The following is a 15,148-nucleotide window of genomic DNA, read 5'->3' as shown; positions in this document are numbered from 1 at the left end:
GTGCTCAATTCAGGGAAGATTCAGTTGCGAGCGGATAACGGAAACCATCAGATCAGTGCCCTTGATCTCCGCTGTCTGTTCTGCACCGAGGATACGCATATTCCCGTCTGCGTCGATCAGCTGTGATGCACCCATCGACGGCCCGAGCGGCAAGATGACCCACTCCTTGGTGGGTTGGTAGGAGATATCGGGCTCTCCGCCTTCCAGCTGATGCGTGATATTGGCAATGACAACTCGGGCTTGCTGACGTGCCGCATCTGCGCGCTTGGATTCACGCACGTCGGTGATATCACCAATGGCGTACACGTTGGAGTGTCCCTTGACCTGCAGCGTGGGATCAACACGAATTGTTCCGTTCGGGTGAAGAAGTTCTTCGTATTCCGTTCCCGCCAGGTATCCGGAGTTCGCTGTCGCGCCGTAGCACTGGAACCATATATCTGCCTCGATCTGGTCACCGTTATGCGTCTGAACACTGAAGCGTCCTAGCTGGCCGGCCTGAATCGGCGGCAAATATGCCAGCGGGGAGCCTGTCACCACGCGCACACCCAGTTCGTCGAGCTGTTCCGTGATCGCGTCGCGAAGCTCCTGCGTGTAGCCAGGCGTGGACAGAATGGAATCACCGGATTCAACCAGAATGATCTCCAGATCAGGGAACGCGCTGGCCAACTCGCCTGTCATCTCAATGCCGACGGTGCCTCCGCCTACCAACATGACCGAGCCGGCCGATGTCAGTGCGTCGTGGAGCTGTTCAAGGCGCGCTTTCGCCACAGTCGCTTTCGAGGAGGAGTACTTTGCGGGGAACGGATACGTTGATCCACTTGCCAGGATCACGTAGTCCGCTTCGATGGGGTCGTGCCCAAAGACATGCACCGTCGTCCCCGTCACTGACGAGACGACGCCCTGGATCACCTGCCCATTCTTCAGCAGGTTCGAGTACGGCATGAAAATGGCGTGCTCCCACACCTCGTCGACTGCTGCCCGAAGTGCGGCCGCGTGGTGAACGAATTGGTCCTTCTGCTCAATGAGGATCACGTCAGCGACTGGATCCAGTCCTTTCGCGACGGTGACACCACCGTACCCACCGCCGACAACTACCACTTTGGTCACAGTTGATCTCCTTCGTTGATGATGATGCCATCATCTCACGTGTCAGTCGTCTAGGTGGAGCACGCGAGCAATATTGGGTGGGAAAAAGTTCGGTCCCTTCAGAACTTTTCCGTCCTCACGACGCTTCACCGACCCATCCGGCATGAGTTTGGACAGGTTCGATGCCTGGACTTCTTCCAGGACCGCATCCAGGTCGATGCCTGATTCCAGTGCCATCCCGTAGATGACGTAGACCAGGTCGGCCAAAGCGTCAGCGGTCTCGACGATATCCGAGGTGGCATGATCGCCTTCAGCTGCCTGCTGATAGGCCTGCTCAATGAGTGTCCTCGCGGCAGGTCCCCACATGGCTCCAATCAGTTCGCTGAATTCCTCAGCGATCAGGCTCATGCGCATCATGACACGGTCGTAGTCCAGCGTGGGTTCCCCGCCGTCTGCCACACGGTTGGGCATGTGGTAGGTCGAGTGGAACTCGCTGACCAGTTCCTGGGGGCTACGCGTGCTGCGGCCCGGTGTGTGCGAAGTGCCACTGCGCCGCCCCATCACCGGTGCGGGTGCAGCCGGCCCGTCCCACGGTGCAGCAGGCTCCATCGTGTCATCTGGTTCAAGGAATGCTTCCCAGACTTCTTCACCCTTGTCGTTTTCGACTTGCCGCCCTCGTTTGCCTGCGTGGAAGCCCAGTCGCCACGCCACGCGCCACGACGGCCAGTTGCCGACCCGTGAGCGCCACACGAGGCGCGGCGCGTTCAGCGTATCGAATGCGACGCGCGCAGCCAGGATAAGTGCTTCGGTAGCGTAGCCTGATCCCCGGCTGTCGGCGCCTACCCAGTAGCCCACATCGAGCGTCCCGTCCTCGGATTGAATCCGCATCGACAGGGTGCCCACGAGCGTGTTGGTGGCCACGGTGCGGATCGCCCAGTGTGGTTCGTTCTTCTCCCAGCCGGCGGTCGCGACTTTTTCAACGAATTCCCTGGCCTGGTCACGCGAATATGGCGAGGGAACCGTCGTCCACTGCATGATGGCAGGGTCCTGGCACAGACGGTAGATATCGTTGGCATCGTCACAAGCTAGTGGCACCAGGGAGATGCGCGCGCCGGTGACCGTGAAGGGAGCGAGCGACATTGAATCCTCCTTTGGATGATCGCTTCAGGCTTCAGCGTGAGTGTGTTCCCACGCGGTCGCCAGCATAGTCCCCAAGGCCTGCGCATTCTGTGCGCCCTGGATCACAAATTTCTGATCGATGAGCATGGTGGGAACCGACTCAACACCCATTTCAACGGCGATCTGGTAGTCGGAAACTACATCTGCTGCTCGCTGCTCATCAGCGAGGGCGGCCACCACATCTTCTGCTGACATACCGACTCGCTTCGCACACTGAATCAACACCTCCGGGTCGGAGACGTCCTGACCCATTTCGAAGTGGGCACGGTCAAGCGCTTCAGCCAGAGCAAGCTGAGTGGTATTCGCACCTGTCAGCGTGTCGTGCGCAAGGTCGTGTTCGTAGGCTGCGGCGAGGAGCCGGTGTGCGTTCGAGGTGGGCGCCACCACCATTGTTTCGAAGTTGAAGGTGATGTCCTCAGCCATCCCCAACTCAGTGAATTGAGCCAGGCTCTTGTCTGCATCTTCTTCTGACATTCCACGATGTGCTGTCAGGTATTCGCTTTGAGATAGCTCCAACGGTTCTGCTAAGTCAGGGTCAAGGAAGTAGGCGTGAAGTCGAATCTCAACCTCGTCAGCATGCTCGAATGAGCCCAGGGCCGTGCGCAGGTGGTGAAGACCCAGATAGCACCACGGGCATGCCACGTCAGACCAAATGTCGATGTGCATGTCGGCAACTGTCTCATAACTTTGCTCGATTGTCAGGGTGCCCGGGCCTTTGTCACCTAACTCATGAGCAAATGTGACGTGTCGCTCGTTCATATTGGACGTTTCGATTTGCCGACAGGTACCATTGTCGTGTTAAAGTTCTATCCGCTCTCATTGAGCATTGCGCGGGTGGCGGAATAGGCAGACGCGCTAGCTTGAGGTGCTAGTCCTCGCTTTAGAGGGTGGGGGTTCAAGTCCCCCTCCGCGCACAATGAGAAGAATGGTCGCGACACCTTGGGGTGTCGCGATTATTTCTTACTCTGCTCTACAGTAGAGACGTGGAAACTTCTCGCTGGACCTGTGTACTTTTCGACGTGGACGGCACAATTGTCGATTCGGCAAGTGTCGTTATCGACTCGTTCCAACGCACACTTGCACACTTGAACTATCCGTTTCGTTCACGCGATGAGCTGGCGAAATACGTCGGCCCACCGTTGTGGGACTCCTTCATGGATCTGGGGATGGATGCTGAGCAGGCTGACAATGCTGCCACCATCTACCGTCACTACTATCGTGAACTGTTCCTTCAGCCAGAACCGTATCCCGGCATTGGACAGCTTCTGGAAGATTTACATGCCGCCGGATACGCCTTGGCTACGGCTACCTCAAAACAGGAATACATGGCGCGCGACCAGATGGTTCATCTGGGTTTTGATCGCTTCATCGATGTCATTGCGGGAGCCATCCCAGATCCCGCCTATTCGAAAGCTCATGTAATCCGCGATGCACTGAAGCGCCTGGAGGAAAAAGGCCTCGACATTTCTCGCCCCGTCGTGGTAGGTGACCGCTCATGGGACCTGGAAGGTGCTCTGGAAGTCGGTCTGCCGGCGATCGGGGCAGGATGGGGATATTCGCGTCCTGGCGAGTTCGATCAGGCACTGGCAGTTGCTCACGATGCTGACGAACTGCGCCAGCTGCTGATAGGAGATCACTCATGACTGATTCATCACGCACCTCAGCGTTCGGCAATCTGAAGCAGAACCTGAGCCGGTTCGTACGTTCTCCGCACGTCACTCAGGTGCCGGCCACGACGCGCACATCCACGCCGGCGCGCCCTGCCCCATATCGCACACCCCAACGGCGACGCGTCTCCTCGCCTCCGACCAAGCATTCGCGGACCAATACTGCCGTGAAGCGACCTGAGCTTCCTGACTGGCTGCGTAAATCCGGCCTGGCAGCGTGGGCCCTGATCGGCATCATGATCATCGTCGCCGCCGTCGTCTATGCTCTGGCACGCGTCACCCCGGTCTTCATCGCTGTTTTCGTCGCACTGGTGGTCACTGCGATTCTCAATCCCGTGGTCAATTTCCTTTCGCGCTTCATTCCGCGTGGCCTGTCAGTGGTTCTGACATTGCTGGGATTCTTCGGCATCTTCGCAGGTTTGATGGCATTGGTCGTCAACTCCGTGATGGGACAGTGGACGAGGCTGGCCAATCAGTTCTCACGCGGTCTGGATGTGATCTCCGATTTCCTGTCCTCCCTGCCATTCGACATCAAGGTCACGCCGCAGGATGTGTCCGCATGGATGAACGACATGATCGCCAAGGGCCAGCAATACGTCCAGCAAAACTGGAGCAGGCTGGCATCCGACCTCCTGTCAAATGTCTCAGCCGCTGCCATCACGTTCACAATCGCCGCACTGGGCTTGTTCATCACGATCTTCTTCCTGCTGTCGGGAGAAAAAATGTGGCGCTGGTTCCTGGATGTCACACCGGCACGCAGGCGTGAGCCTATCCATCGCGCAGCTCTGGCTGGATGGGACACTTTCTCGGGCTACGCGCGCGGCACGATGATCGTGGCCGCGACCGATGGTCTGTTGGCGGGGATCTTCCTGCAGATCCTGGGCGTGCCGGTTGCGCCCGCATTGGGCGTCCTGGTGTTCATTGGTGCCTTCATTCCCCTGATTGGTGCGCCCGCAGCGATGATCATTGCGATGATCGTGGCTGCTGCAAGCGGCGGTTTGATGCAGGCCGCCATCGTTGGCCTCGGCATCGCCGGCATCGGCCAGCTCGAAGGTCACGTTCTCCAGCCCCTCATCATGGGCAAGCAGGTGTCTTTGCACCCTGTGGTTGTCGGTGTTGGCGTCACCGTCGGTACACTCACGGCGGGCCTGCTGGGTGCCGTCATCGCGATCCCGATTATCGGCGTGATCTGGTCTGTCTTCTCTGAACTGTATGAGCGTGATGCACCGATCGAAGATCCGCTGCCTGAACGCCGCAATGCGCCCGACGTTGAGGAAGAGCACGAGAACAAGATCGGCACCAGAATTGTGCGTTTTTTCCGCAACCGCGGCGACGACGAATCCGAGGCTGACCGCCAGAAAACCGAGGCTTCAGCGGAAGTCTCGTGATCGGACGCGCATCGGCATGTGCAGCTCTTTGAGCGAATGTGCCCGGATCATGACGACACCCTCGCCTCTTTCGACAGTGCCACTGACGATCAGCGCCTGCGCTGTCGTGGCGGTGGTGCGATAACGCGTCCACAGTCCCGGTGAGCACACAATGTTGGCAAACCCGCTTTCGTCTTCTAAAGACACGAAAATCAGGCCGCGCGCTGTGTGGGGACGTTGGCGGTGCGTGACAATACCAGCGACTGACGCGATGGACCCATCGTCACCTTTCTCCATCAGGTCACGCGCTTTCACGACGCCGCGATCATCAAGGAATGAGCGGATCAGGGCCAGCGGATGTTCTGCCACGGTCAGGCCGGTGGCCTGATAGTCGGCGCGCATCTGGTCAACATCGCTCATCTGCGGCAGGTTCCCTGGCGTCGTGCCCACCTCGATACCAGGAATATACGGCTGATACGCGTGTTCTTCTGCCACTCGCTCGGCACCCCACAGTGCGTCTCTTCTGCTGATTGCCAGCGAATCGAAAGCACCGGCTCGCGCGCATGCTTCCACCTGGCGCTCGGTGAGGTGAGCACGCTGCGCCACGTCACTCATACTGGAAAACGGACCGTCAGCTCGCGCATCGACGATGCGGTGGGCACCCTCCCCCAGTCCGCGTATCGATTCCAGCCCGATCCGAATCATGGCATCGTCATCCATGTCCAGTTCAACGCGTTCGTTTGCACATCGCTCGACAGCCGGGTCGTAGGGCTGGACGCATGCGGATACGTCAGAAAACTGCACATCGGCCCGAGCAACTGCTACGCCGTGACGCCGCGCGTCGTGGATCAGGCTATCCGGAGAATAAAACCCCATAGGCTGACTGGACAGGATACCTGCGTAGAAGAACTCCGGGTAGTGCACTTTCAGCCAGGCTGACGCGTAGACGATGTGAGCGAAGGAAAAGGAGTGCGACTCAGGAAAACCGAACGATGCGAAGCCTCGGAGTTGATCAAAAATCCTGTGTGCGCATTGCTCAGAGATTCCGCGTTGACGCATTCCTTCCATCAGCGGAGGTTTGAGCATGTCCATCTGTTTGAGTGAACGCTTCGACCCCATCGCCTTGCGCAAGCGGTCAGCTTGCGCCGCGGTGAAACCTGCCGCATCCTGCGCGATGCGCATGAGCTGTTCTTGAAACAGCGGAACACCCAGAGTCTTTTCCAACGCAGGCTTGAGCAGCGGGTGCAGATACGTCACCGCTTCTGCGCCCTGTCTTCGACGCAGATACGGATTCACTGCCTGCCCCTGGATGGGGCCAGGTCTGATCAGCGCCACCTCCACCACAATGTCGTAGAAGCAGCGCGGCCGAAGGCGTGGCAATGTATTCATCTGCGCGCGCGACTCCACCTGAAACACTCCCACCGTGTCAGCTGCGCACAGCAGGTCGTAGACACGTGGATCCTCTTCTGTCAGATTATGCAGTCCCAGCGCGCGCCCGTTCCTGCCGGTAATGCCGCGCTCCCCCAGCCAGTCGAATGCCCGGCGAATGGCGGTGAGCATTCCTAATCCCAGCAAGTCGAATTTCACCAGTCCGGCATCAGCGCAGTCGTCCTTGTCCCACTGGAGAACGGAACGGCCCTCCATGGCTCCCCACTGCACGGGGCAGATATGACTGACCGGTGTGCGCGTGAGCACCATTCCTCCGGTGTGGATTCCCATGTGACGCGGAAGGTCAGACATTTTCTGTGCGATTCGAGTGACCTGATCAGGGGGCGGGTCGCCCTCGCTCTTGCTCCACTTCGTCGCAATACCGGCGGCATATCCGCATGCGCGAGCAGCATCATGGATCGCTGAGCGGTGCCTGTAGGTGATGACGGTGGCAACCTGTGCGGCGCGTTCACGCCCATAGTGCTCGTAGACATGTTGGATGACTTCTTCGCGCCGCCCTGCCTCGATGTCGACATCGATATCAGGAGGGCCGGAACGTCCAGGCGACAAGAAGCGTTCAAAAAGCATTGAGTGACGCACCGCGTCAACTGCAGTGATGCCGAGGGCGAAACATACGGCTGAATTGGCGGCTGATCCTCGTCCCTGGCACAGGATGTTGCGGGAGGCACAAAAGTCAACGATTTCTTTGACGATCAGGAAATATCCCGGAAAATCCATGCGTTCGATGATGGACAGTTCGTGGTCAATCACCTCCCACGCATGGGGGTTGTCTGCCCGCGTTCCGTAACGTTCGAGGGCGCCCTGTTCAGTCAGATGACGCAACCATGTCGCGGACGTAAATCCCTCGGGCACCTTCGTTTCAGGCAGTCGGGGGGCAACGAGGCGCAGGTCAAAACTTGCGTGAGATCCGATGTCTGCCGCCATGCGAACAGCATCCGGGTAGTCGTGGTACATCAGCAGCATCTCTTCTGCGCTGCGCAGGAAGGAGCGAAAGGCCGGCAGGTGCGGTTCAGCTTCTTCCAGTGACATTCCCAGTCGGGTGGCAGCCAGGACATCACCGAGGGGCCCGGATACCGGGGTGGCACATCGCGCGGCCGTTGTGGCAACCAGCGGCACGTGGGCACCTGTGGCCAATTCACTGAGTGCACGCAGAGTCTCAGGTGGCTCCGTGGGGCTCAGCGCGCTTTCGACGGCGACGCGGTCACGTCCAAAGATACTGATCAGGCGTGTCAACATGGAGCGGGCGGCCGACATGCCACCCGCCCGCAGCGCTCGACGCAGCGGGCCACGCGACGTGCCGGTGAGCACTATCCACTCCCCTGCACCCAGTTCGTCCAGCATGTGTATCGGCGTGCGCCGACCTGGATGAGAAAGGGTGTGCCGACTCATTGCCGCACACAGCTGCGTGTATCCACACGGATTCGTGGCGATGATGGGAAGACGGATGCCGGGTTCTTCGGCTCCGGGAACCAGTCCCCATCCAGGCTGGGCTGAAAATTGCTGCGGATCCAGGGTCAGTTCCGCCCCGCACACAATCGGCAGTCCGCGCGCTCGACCGGCAGTGGCCATCTGTATTGCAGAATACATACCATCGACATCCAGTACCGCAAGCGCCTCCAGGTTCAGCGCGCAGGCAGCATCGACCATCTCGCTGGGCATATTGGCGCCGTCGAGGAATGTGAATGCGCAGTGAGCATGTAATTCCGCGTAACGAGCAGGTTCGACCACTCCACCATCATATCGAACATCTGTTCGATTCTGTAGCGGTCTTATCCGTCGATCAGCGCACGCAGGTCAGCCACGTTAAGGCGCGTCCACTGCCCCGCGTCCTTCTGATCAACAGCCGCATCAACCAGGGATGTCACAAGTTCACGTTTGCGTTCCTGCAGTTCGACGACTTTATGTTCAATGGTGTCGAGGGCGACCAGACGGTACACACTGACAGGACGTTCCTGCCCGATGCGGTGCGCACGATCCACTGCCTGTTCTTCCACGGCCGGGTTCCACCATGGATCCATGACGAACACGTAGTCCGCTTGCGTCAATGTCAGTCCTGTCCCCCCAGCCTTCAGGGAGATGAGGAACACGTCAGCGTCCCCCTCGCGAAACTGTTGAATCACTGAGCGGCGATTGCGGGTTGAACCGTCGAGCTGGACACAGGAAATGGAGCGCCGCTTCAGCTCCTCCCGGATTCGTGCCAGGTAGGACGTGAACTGGCTGAACACCAGAGCCTTGTGACCTGCAGGCAGAATCTGCGTCAAGTGGTCCACCAGCACGTCGATCTTTGCCGACCCGACACCCTGGTAGTGTTCATCGACCAATGCCGGGTCAAGGGCCAGCTGGCGCAGTCGCGTCAGCGCGGCCAGAATGTCGATGCGGTGCCGTGAAGCGTCGTCAAGCAGATCGAGCAATTGGACGCGTATGCGCGTCAGATACTGGTCGTAGATCTGGCGGTGTTCAACTCCCAGCTCCACACCGACGGTTGTTTCAGTCTTGACGGGAAGATCAGGTGCCACTGCTTCCTTGGTGCGTCGCATGATGAACGGTCGGATCGCTGCGCTCAACGCTGCGGCGGCGTTCGCGTCCCCCTCGTCAATGGGTCGCAAGATATGTGTGCTGAACGTTTTCCAGCCGGGCAACAAGCCGGGAGCAACCAGGGCTGCGAGTGCCCACAGATCCGCTGCGGAATTCTCCACGGGTGTACCGGTCACTGCGAGTGTCCACGGCCGGGACAGCTGCATGAGCAGGCGGTGGATGACAGTGCGCGGATTCTTCACGTGCTGCGCTTCGTCGATCACCAGGCCGCCCCATTCGCGCGCTGTCCATTGGTCTGATTCCAGGCGCGCGATGGTGTATGTGGTGACGACGATGTCGGCATCGCGGATGGCACTGTCAAGTGATTCGTCGCGGCGTTTGGAGGTTGACGTAATGTCGACGACTCGCAGCTCGGGTAGGAAGCGTTCGGCCTGTTCAACCCATGTGCCGACGACGGAGGTCGGTGCCACCACCAAAACTGGCGGCTCGATGCCACCAGCGCGTTGCGACGCGATCGAGGCGAGGATTTGCAGGGTCTTGCCCAGGCCCATATCGTCAGCGACAATGCCGCCCAATCCGTTGTGAATGTGGGAGGTGATCCACTGATGACCGTCGACCTGGTAGGGCCGAAGATCCGCATTAAGGGTGTCAGGCAGCGGCAACGGATCGCGCGCACCTCGGGCAGTAAGTACGTCGATAGTGCGGCGCAGGGAGTTGGGCACGGTGAGCGAGTCCGTCAGGTCGTCGAATTCTTCCCACAGCCCCACATGCATGCTCGATAGCTGCAGGTCAGATTCAGTAAAGCTGCCGCCCAGTTCCTGCGCGTTGTGGAGCAGGGCGCGCAGCCTGTTGATACGAGCGCTGTCGAGGGCGACCCACGTCCCCTCAACCAGCATATGATCGCGTCCATCGGCAAGTGCGGTGAGGACATCAGATAGGGCGACATCACTGTCACCGATGCGGATGCGTATATGGACATCAAACCAGTCGGTGGATGAGGACGGTTCAGCGTCCGTGTGGATCGTCAGTTCCTCATTGCTGATGCTCAGTGCCCGCACATCAGGGTTCACGTCCCATTGCAGAGCGTCGGCGGTCACCTCGTCGAGGGTGGCAAGCAGTTCCGGGGCTTTCCAGGCGGGCATACGGATGGGTGTGCCGACGGTCAAGGGCGCGCCGGTGGGAAGCGAGATCTGGCCGATTGCAGACTGTACGCTGCGTGCCAGGTGCGTGACATCGGGGTCTGTACTGTCGTAGGCGGTGCGCACATGAGAGGTGCCGACAGCTTGATCGACCCACCAGCGCATCACGACGTGTTCGATGTGATCCATACTGACGCGTCCGACGATGCTTGTCTTAACTGAAACGTCTGCGCTCACTGAGTCGTCACTGGACATGACCGGGTTGGTGCCGCTGAGCCGAGGAAGCCACTGGGCATGGAATTCGGCCGCGTCTTCAGCCGGAATGATCAGCGGTGAGGCACCTTCGAACGCGTCGAGCAGATGCGCCCCTGAACGAATATGTGCGACTGTGCGCCCGGCGTTGAAGAATGCCAGCTGCGTGGCTGCGCTGATGCGAACTCGGGCGGCGATGCGCGCACCGTCGGTGAGCACGGGTTTGATGAGAATGTCGCCTGTTTCGCCAGTGCGAGTGGTGTCGAGACTGACGTGCCAGGGAGTCGGGTCGACGCTCAGTGGTGTGAGCGGGTCGAGGTCAACGAACATGTCAAGGCCGGCTCGCGTAGCTGCCTCAATCCACGGCCCTGCCTGCACGCCCAGCGATTCCAGTGTGACGTCATTTGGTGAGCGGTACGTTCCATCTGAACGTGAGTGGCGGTAGGCCTGCCTGATCAGCGCGACGTGTGTGGGGTTGAGTCCATCTGTGACCGATTCCCACTGCGTGGCGGTCAGGTCCTGCCACGTTGCACGCTTCGTGGTCCACGCGCTGTGCATTCCAGGGCGCAGCGGTGTCAGTGCAATAGGTTCACGAGGGTTATGCGTATCAACCAGTAACGCCAGTGGCTGACCCTCCATCGCCGTGGTGCCGGAAAGGGTGCGCAGCCTGTCACGCCATGTGGGGCCCTCCTCCGATTCTGCGGGCACGGAGCGCACGGCAAGTAAGGCTGCCACACTGTGCGGACAATCACGTCCGATCGCGCACGCGCAGCTCAGATCCAGGTGGACAGGGGCGCCGTCACGCAGGCTCACCCATGTGCGGTAGGTCAATCCGGGGCCTTTGACGCGGCACTGGGCTTCGCGTTCTGACGTGAGGTCGGTGTCCAGGACGTCGCCTCGGGTAAAGAACGCCAACCCTTTTGCCCACGTTGCCGGGCCTACGCGCATCATGATGTCGTCGTCACTGAGGTGGTGAACATACGTCACGATGTCGCGTGGAGCCATCTTTCCAGTTTATGACGCCGCGCGCGCAGATGCTCAGTCTCCCAGCTTCCCGCCTGATTCACGCAGGTAGCAGCGTGCGCACAGTGATTCATATCCTGAGTCGACACCGTCGATCGCGACCTGTCCGCCGTCAAAGATGAAGGAGCCATTGACGATGCGGCCGTTGAAGACTGCTTTCTTTCCGCATCGGCAAATCGTTTTGAGTTCTTCGAGGCTGTGCGAGATTTCCAGGAGGCGGCGAGCACCAGGAAATGCGTTGGTCCGGAAATCGGTGCGAATGCCGTAAGCCAGGACGGGGATGCCATCCATGACGGCTACCCGCAGGAAATCGTCAACCTGACGTGGGGTGAGAAATTGCGCTTCGTCCACCAGGATGGCGGAGGTGGAAGCCATGCGGCCGGTTGCCTCGAGCGCTTCAAAGACGTCATCGGTGGAGTCCAGAAGGACATCAACGGTGCGCGTTACTCCCAGACGGGACACCACTGTGTCGTTGCCGCGCACGTCGACGCGCGGTTTGATCACCAGGACATGCTGGCCACGTTCTTCGTAGTTGTAGGCAACCTGAAGCAGTGCAGTTGATTTGCCTGAGTTCATCGCTCCGTATCGGAAGTACAGTTTCGCCACAGCTTCCCTTTCCTCGTCGACCGTGTCCTCCTGAGCCTGATGGTACCCGAGCTCGTTTTATTCAAAGAAACCTTCGATCCACCATCTGCCTGACTGAAAGCTCAGCAGGACGTCGCTTCCGTCCCGACTTGCAATGACATAGACACGTGCCGAACGTTCTGTTGTCTGTTCCTCCCACCAGCGCCCTTGGACAACCCAGATGCCCTGCACCTGCACGATGGAGATCTGTTCCCTGGCGCGCACGATATGTGTGGGCGGTGCGCTGAGGTATCCGCGTTCAGTCACCACGACAGGAGTCAGCCCGGCGCGCACCTCAACCTGCTCGGGTTTGTCCAGCATCACTGTGGGCGCGCGCAGCAGAGCGCCGTCCCATTCTCCTTCGCTCCTGACGGGCTCTTGTCCCGGGCTTCCCCAAGGGGAAGAGTGCACACGCGACCGTGGATCGAATCCTCCCTGCATACATACCGCGCGCACTCCCTCGGTGCCGACCACTGACTGCACCCGCAAAGCGGCCCGTTCAGCGCGTCGACTGCTCTCCGGCCCTGCCCACAGCTGGTCCGGCATTACTGTGTCGTACAGGTCGCAGGCCACCACCTGCATCGTGCTCAACCCACCGGCATCGCCATCGTCCTGTGGAAGCAGGCGGTCAAGCCAGCCGCGTAATTGCCAGCGCAGACGATCAACAACTTCACTGGGGTCCAGGCAGTTCACCCCACACCATGTGCGCTCACAGTCCTGTCCTGTTGTCGTCGCGACGCGGATACTCAGCGCGTGCGCGTTGACACCCTGGCTCCACAGTTTCTGCCGCAGATTTTCCGCCACTGCTCGAAGCTGCAAGGCAACCATGTCAAGACTGGTCACTGGGTCATCGAATGTGCGTTCCACGTTCACCGCTGAGGTGGTGCGTGCACGCGGCGCAATAAACAGGTCACCCCCGCTGGCCAGGCTCCACAGGTCCTCCCCTGAGCGCCCGAATCGTGACAGCAGCGCCTTCTTGCCGACACGCAGCACATCAGCGCACGTTGTCACCCCCAGGTCCTCAAGCACCTCGATCGCATGATGTGCGTCCTGTGTGCGTTGACACGGTACGATGCGTGGAATATGCGCCAGCGGTATTTCACTCACATACTGTTCGGCACAGGTGGCGGGAACGATCTCATCAGAGCGGGCGGCCCATATTGCTGTCAGTATCCCCGTCGCAATCCCCACGTGGCATTCGACCCCGCATTCCTCGATGATCGTTTCAGTCAGTTTTTGTGCGAGTTTTTCTTCCGATCCAACCCACCGCGCCGGGCCTGCAGCAGGCGCCCACGCCAGTCCTGGCCGCAGGCACGTCACATGTGCGGCCACCCGGTCGCATGCATCGAGCACATGTTCGAATGCGGCATTTTGCTCAAGCGGATCATCTGGGTAGATCAGTGCGTCGGGGCACAGATACTGCGCAGTCGTCAAGAGCATCGACGTGCGCACACCTGCGCGGCGCGCAGCCAGTGTCGCAGCCTGCACGCGACCATTTGACGCAATAATGGCTCGCCCTCCTGGCGGCGTGTTAACTGCAAGTGACTGGGTAGGCCAGTCGGGAACCCACACCACCACGCGTCTGCTGGCCGCCATCTCAGACCGCCTGCTTCGTTGGAGCCACCAGACTTGCAGCCAGCGGACGCGAAAGACCGATCCACGGGTAGGCAGTGACGATCCGTATCCCGCGTGTGCGCGCTCTGCCTGCCAGTTGGCGCTGTTCGCGCACGGTCAGTTCGACCCGCCCCACTGCGACGACATCCACGCCGTCGATCAGGGTACTCAGGATCTGGGCAGCACAGCGATCCGGGTGCGGCACATCGATGACGCGTTCGAGTTCAAGTCCCATGTTCGATGCCGCTTCCCACCCCATATTCGCCACGCCGACAAATGCGCACCACGCTCCGTGCGGTGCCAGGTCAATAACGGCGCGGATCAGGTGAGCCGCAGAGGGCTCAACGTGAAAAATACAGCCCACCGGAGCCTCGGCGTCGTGAGCACGTGAGTTCAGATGGCGTTGGATGTCATACTCGTCGCGATGACGCACGCCAGTTTCTTCTTCCGCCTGAGCAAGCGCTGCGCGTGCGCGCTCCAGTCGTTCGCGTGCACTCAGTGCCATTCCCCCTCCTTTCGAACAGATGTTCGACATCATAGGGCACTCCCCCGGCATCTGGAGCTCATCCGCCAGTCGCCCTCGAAAATCACGCACAGCACGACTATGGTGGATATCACAAACGAAAGGAGCAATGGTGAACCTCAACGATCGCCCAACAGCCCCCGATCCCTACGATCTCCTGCCTGTTGACGCTACTTTTCCCGTGACTTCCAACGACATTGTTGACAACCAGACTCTTCCCGCCATCCACAGCGCCGAGGGAGGAAACGTCTCACCCCATCTGGCGTGGAGCGGCTTCCCCGAGCAGACCCGCTCATTCGTCGTCACATGTTTCGATCCGGACGCCCCCACACCGTCAGGTTGGTGGCACTGGATAATCGTGGACATTCCTGCCACGCAGACCGAACTTCCACAAGGTGCCGGATCCTCCGACCTTGACCTTGACGGCGCCGCTTTCCATATTCGCGCAGACCACGGCGACCATTCGTACTACGGAGCCGCCCCGCCGCCTGGAGATCGCCCGCACCGCTACATTTTTGCCGTTCACGCACTGGACGTCGAAACCCTCGAGGTGGACGAGGACGCCTCGGCCGCCCAGGTTGCCTTCGCAACCATGTTCCACACGATTGCACGAGGGAGACTGACGGCAGTCTTTGCCACGCCTCAGGAGTAAAAGATCACGACGCGCCATGTCGCTGTCAGCGCCCGACA

General features: G+C 59.9%; 11 protein-coding genes and 1 tRNA gene. 4 read left to right on the top strand and 8 right to left on the bottom strand.

Annotated features, from left to right (window positions below; genetic code table 11):
- Window positions 1-9: 9 nt before the first annotated feature.
- The 3 genes from AC1DA5_RS03195 to AC1DA5_RS03185 are packed head-to-tail and all read right to left on the bottom strand — an operon-like array spanning window position 10 to window position 3,024.
- Window positions 10-1,107, bottom strand: a complete 1,098-nt coding sequence (locus AC1DA5_RS03195; RefSeq protein ID WP_058236623.1) for an NAD(P)/FAD-dependent oxidoreductase — start codon at window positions 1,105-1,107, stop codon at window positions 10-12.
- A gap of 42 nt (window positions 1,108-1,149) precedes the next feature.
- Window positions 1,150-2,226, bottom strand: a complete 1,077-nt coding sequence (locus AC1DA5_RS03190; RefSeq protein WP_480289195.1) for a GNAT family N-acetyltransferase — start codon at window positions 2,224-2,226, stop codon at window positions 1,150-1,152.
- 24 nt (window positions 2,227-2,250) lie between these two features.
- Complete coding sequence (locus tag AC1DA5_RS03185; RefSeq protein WP_480289194.1) at window positions 2,251-3,024, bottom strand: DsbA family oxidoreductase; 774 nt, start codon at window positions 3,022-3,024, stop codon at window positions 2,251-2,253.
- A 69-nt stretch (window positions 3,025-3,093) separates the two neighbouring features.
- Here AC1DA5_RS03185 and AC1DA5_RS03180 point away from each other — a divergent pair.
- From AC1DA5_RS03180 to AC1DA5_RS03170, 3 genes are all read left to right on the top strand, one after another.
- Window positions 3,094-3,179: transfer RNA gene (locus AC1DA5_RS03180), tRNA-Leu, on the top strand.
- A gap of 69 nt (window positions 3,180-3,248) precedes the next feature.
- Complete coding sequence (locus tag AC1DA5_RS03175) at window positions 3,249-3,908, top strand: HAD hydrolase-like protein (protein ID WP_480289192.1); 660 nt, start codon at window positions 3,249-3,251, stop codon at window positions 3,906-3,908.
- Entirely contained in the window at window positions 3,905-5,320 is a 1,416-nt protein-coding gene (locus tag AC1DA5_RS03170; protein WP_480289190.1) for an AI-2E family transporter, read from the top strand. Before AC1DA5_RS03175 ends, AC1DA5_RS03170 begins: the two co-directional genes overlap by 4 nt.
- Here the strand turns inward: AC1DA5_RS03170 and AC1DA5_RS03165 are convergent.
- The 5 genes from AC1DA5_RS03165 to AC1DA5_RS03145 are packed head-to-tail and all read right to left on the bottom strand — an operon-like array spanning window position 5,303 to window position 14,440.
- Entirely contained in the window at window positions 5,303-8,476 is a 3,174-nt protein-coding gene (locus AC1DA5_RS03165; RefSeq protein ID WP_480289188.1) for an error-prone DNA polymerase, read from the bottom strand. The genes AC1DA5_RS03170 and AC1DA5_RS03165 overlap by 18 nt on opposite strands.
- 41 nt (window positions 8,477-8,517) lie before the next feature.
- Window positions 8,518-11,679 (bottom strand): DEAD/DEAH box helicase, encoded by a 3,162-nt coding sequence (locus AC1DA5_RS03160; RefSeq protein ID WP_480289186.1) that lies wholly within the window; start codon window positions 11,677-11,679, stop codon window positions 8,518-8,520.
- A gap of 33 nt (window positions 11,680-11,712) precedes the next feature.
- On the bottom strand, window positions 11,713-12,303 hold the full coding sequence (locus AC1DA5_RS03155; protein ID WP_058236617.1) for a thymidine kinase: 591 nt from the start codon (window positions 12,301-12,303) through the stop codon (window positions 11,713-11,715).
- Between the two features lie 57 nt (window positions 12,304-12,360).
- Complete coding sequence (locus AC1DA5_RS03150) at window positions 12,361-13,917, bottom strand: DNA polymerase Y family protein (protein WP_480289184.1); 1,557 nt, start codon at window positions 13,915-13,917, stop codon at window positions 12,361-12,363.
- 1 nt (window position 13,918) lies between these two features.
- Window positions 13,919-14,440 (bottom strand): hypothetical protein, encoded by a 522-nt coding sequence (locus tag AC1DA5_RS03145; RefSeq protein ID WP_070726636.1) that lies wholly within the window; start codon window positions 14,438-14,440, stop codon window positions 13,919-13,921.
- 130 nt (window positions 14,441-14,570) lie between these two features.
- Between AC1DA5_RS03145 and AC1DA5_RS03140 the strand changes: the two genes are divergently transcribed.
- Window positions 14,571-15,110: a YbhB/YbcL family Raf kinase inhibitor-like protein gene (locus tag AC1DA5_RS03140; protein ID WP_257525469.1), complete on the top strand. Its 540-nt coding sequence runs from the start codon at window positions 14,571-14,573 to the stop codon at window positions 15,108-15,110.
- The last annotated feature ends 38 nt before the right edge of the window (window positions 15,111-15,148 follow it).

The organism is Pauljensenia sp. C0254C2, assembly GCF_056583835.1.
This window is presented reverse-complemented; position numbering and strand designations above follow the sequence as displayed.